Source organism: Streptomyces anandii JCM 4720 (genome assembly GCF_014650655.1).
Lineage (GTDB): Bacteria > Actinomycetota > Actinomycetes > Streptomycetales > Streptomycetaceae > Streptomyces > Streptomyces anandii.
The window spans coordinates 40,512-43,243 of the sequence record NZ_BMVJ01000019.1 but is presented as its reverse complement, the minus strand read 5'-3'; the positions used below and the strand labels follow the sequence as shown (position 1 = coordinate 43,243).

Genomic DNA, 2,732 nt, shown 5'->3' with positions numbered 1-2,732 from the left:
CGGCCTGCTGCTCCGCCTCCTTCTTGCTGCGGCCGGTGCCGGTGCCGTACGAGACGCCTCCGACGCGGGCGGCAGCAGTGAAGGTCTTCTCGTGGTCGGGGCCGGTCTCCGTGACCAGGTACTCGGGGACGCCGAGTCCTTCGATCGCGGTGAGCTCCTGGAGGGACGTCTTCCAGTCCAGGCCGGCTCCGAGGTTGGAGGACTTCTCGATCAGCGGGTCGAACAGGCGGTGCACCAGTTCGGAGGCCGCGTCGAGGCCCTGGTCGAGATAGACCGCGCCGATCACCGCTTCGAGGGTGTCGGCGAGGATGGACGCCTTGTCCCGGCCGCCCGTGCCCTCTTCACCACGGCCCAGCCGGATGAAGGAACCCAGGTCGAGTCCGCGGCCCACTTCGGCCAGCGCGCGCGAGTTGACCACCGCGGCCCGGAGCTTGGCCAGCTGGCCCTCGGGCAGGTCGGGGTGGGTGCGGTACAGCGTGTCCGTGACGACGAGGCCGAGGACGGAGTCACCGAGGAACTCCAGCCGCTCGTTCGTCGGCAGGCCGCCGTTCTCGTACGCGTAGGAACGGTGGGTCAGCGCGCGCACCAGAAGGGCGGACTCGAGCCGGTAGCCGAGCCGCCCTTCCAGAAGCGTGTGGGACGAGGCCGTGTTGTCCGACTTCTTCCTGGCGGACTGTTCCGCCTTGGCGTCAGCCGCCTTCTTGGCAGTGGACACGGTGCCTCTCACCAGCCGCTCAGACCTCGAGGACCTGGCGCTTGTTGTAGGTGCCGCAAGACGGGCACGCGATGTGCTGCTGCTTGGGCTCGTGGCAGCGCTCGCACGCAACCAGGGTGGGGACCGCAGCCTTCCACTGCGACCGGCGGTGGCGCGTGTTGCTGCGCGACATCTTCCGCTTCGGAACAGCCACGGCTACTTCTCCTGCTTCTCGTCGGCGTGCGCTGATGGAAGCGCGCCGCCCATCTCGTCCTTCTCGCCGTCCGACATGGTGCCGGCGAGTCCCTGCAAAGCCGCCCAACGGATGTCGACGGCGTCGTGGTGGTGGTCCGGGTCGTCCGCGAGCCGCGCTCCGCACTCGGAGCACAGACCCGGGCAGTCTTCCTGGCACACCGGCTGCATCGGCAGTGCGAGCACCACCGCGTCGCGCAGCACGGGTTCGAGGCCGATGAGACCGTCCTCGACAAAGAGCCTGTCCTCGTCGTCCTCGGCGTCGTCGCCCGGTTCCGCGATCACGCGGCCCCGGTCGTCGGCGTCAGGGTACGAGAACATCTCCTGGAAGTCCGCTTCGAGCTCGAGGCCGAGCGGCTCCAGACACCTTACGCACTCCCCCTCGGCCTGTGCACGGGCGGTGCCTGTGACGAGCACACCTTCCATGACCGACTCGAGCCGGAGTTCGAGCTCGACCGGGGTGCCCTCGGGCACTCCGATCACTCCCTTGAGACCGAAGTCGCGGGGAGCGGGGACCGTGCGGGTCAGGCGCTGCAGCGCGCCCGGACGCCGCCCCAGCTCGTGCGTGTCGAACACGAACGGGTCGCGGTGGTCGAGGCGGGCGTTGTGAGCCATTCCTGCTTTCGGTTTCCGAACTCGTGGGGACGCTTCCCGGCGGTGTTCCCCGGGCAGCGTTGATCGCGGACGTACTCGCGACCGAAGAGCCAGGATACTGGACCTTTCGCTCTCGGCCCAATCCGGCCTCCGGCGACCTCCGCCCGGCCCGCCCCGAGGGCCGGTCGCTACAGGCCGCGGCCCTGTTCGTACGCCCTGAGCTGCTCGGCGCTGATCATGCCGGTGTCGAAGAGGCTGGTCTCGTCCAGGGCGTGCGCCTGCGGCTGCTGGGCGTAGCCCTGCTGCGCCTGGTGCTGCTGCTGGGCCTGGGCCTGGTCGTACGCCTGCTGCCGGCCGTCGTAGGCCTGGTACGCGTACGGGTCGGCCTGCTGGTAGCCGTACGGGTCCTGGGTGTAGCCCTGCTGGTAGCCGCCGTAGGGGTCGGGCTGCGCGGGCTGCTGGGCGTAGCCGTAGGCGGGCTGCGGTTCGTAGGCGGGCTGGGCCGGGGGCTCGGCGGGGGCGGCCTGGGCCGGGACCGAGGGGGTGTCGGCGAGGGCCGCGAGGTCGGCGAGGTAGTCGGCGTCGCTGGAGTGCTGGACGGTGGTGGTGTCGTCGGCGAGGGCGCCGAGGTCGTCGGTGGCGATCCGGCCGTGCAGCTTCTGGCGGCCGCGGCCGACGGCGTCCAGGGTCTTGGCGAGCACGGCCTCGAAGGCGCCGAGCTTGGCGTCCACGTAGGCGTCGGCGTCGCGGCGCAGGGTCTCCGGGTCGTGGCTGCGCTCGGGGGCGTCCTCGTCCTCGTAGCCCTGCTCGTCGAGGCCGGGTCCGGTGCCGAGCAGCTTCTCGCGGCCGCGGCCGACAGAGCCGAGGGTCTTGGTGAGGACGACCTCGAAGTTGGCGAGCTTGGAGTCGACGTAGTCGTCGGCCTCGGCGCGGACCTCCTCGGCCTCCTGGCGGGCCTCGGCGAGGATCCGGTCGGCCTCGGCCTGGGAGCGGCGGGCGACCTCGGTGTCGGAGATCAGCGAGCCGCGCTCGGCGTGCGCGGCCCCGATGATCCGCTCGGCCTCGCGGCGGGCCTCCTCGACCATCTGCTCGCGGTCGCCGATCAGCTCCTGGGCCTGTGCGAGGGAGCCGGGCAGCGCCTGGCGGACCTCGTCGAGCAACGCGAGCAGCTCGGCGCGGTTGACCACGCACG

The 2,732-nt window shown here is 71.2% G+C and carries 4 protein-coding genes; all 4 read right to left on the bottom strand.

Going from position 1 to position 2,732, the window contains the following annotated elements:
* Positions 1-715: ribonuclease III (gene rnc / locus IE249_RS27695; protein ID WP_189709018.1), on the bottom strand; the 715-nt coding region annotated here is incomplete at its 3' end.
* Positions 716-734: 19 nt separating this feature from the next.
* The gene (gene rpmF, locus IE249_RS27690; protein ID WP_003951102.1) at positions 735-908 is read right to left on the bottom strand and encodes a 50S ribosomal protein L32; all 174 of its coding nucleotides are present in this window, start codon (positions 906-908) and stop codon (positions 735-737) included.
* Between the two features lie 2 nt (positions 909-910).
* The gene (locus IE249_RS27685) at positions 911-1,561 is read right to left on the bottom strand and encodes a YceD family protein (protein ID WP_189709016.1); all 651 of its coding nucleotides are present in this window, start codon (positions 1,559-1,561) and stop codon (positions 911-913) included.
* Positions 1,562-1,728: 167 nt separating this feature from the next.
* Positions 1,729-2,732, bottom strand: a 1,004-nt coding sequence (locus tag IE249_RS27680; RefSeq protein ID WP_229859383.1) for a F0F1 ATP synthase subunit B, incomplete at its 5' end; no start/stop codon positions are given.